Source organism: Pseudoalteromonas sp. S4741 (assembly GCF_005886135.1).
Classification (GTDB): Bacteria; Pseudomonadota; Gammaproteobacteria; order Enterobacterales; family Alteromonadaceae; genus Pseudoalteromonas; species Pseudoalteromonas tetraodonis.
Genome location: NZ_PNCN01000046.1, coordinates 1 through 361, shown reverse-complemented (window position 1 = coordinate 361; position 361 = coordinate 1). Strand labels below are relative to the sequence as shown.

Genomic DNA, 361 nt, shown 5'->3' with positions numbered 1-361 from the left:
CTCAAACATATTCAGACGACGGCAGACTTCAACAAACGTTTTGCACACATTTTTTATACCATCTCCGTTGTCTTTTCTAAAATCAGCAATCGTTTTAAAGTCGGGTGCCAACTTACCAAGTAGCCACATCAGTTCAATATTGCGTTGGCATTCGGTTTCTAATCGGCGGGATGATTGAATACGGTTGAGGTAACCATAAAGATACAGTTTTAATAATGTGGCTGGATGATACTTAGGGCGGCCTGTGGACTTTAAAGTTAATCCTTTAAACCCGAATTCCGCTAGAGTTAGTTCCTCAATGAAGACATGATTCACTCTGACCGAAATATCTTCACTGACGTAATCTTCCAACGATTCTGTA

1 protein-coding gene is annotated in these 361 nt (G+C 40.2%); it reads right to left on the bottom strand.

Annotated features, from left to right (window positions below; all coding sequences use genetic code 11):
- Window positions 1–361 (bottom strand): transposase (locus CWC30_RS08095; RefSeq protein WP_138626831.1); only part of this gene is annotated, 361 nt, incomplete at both ends.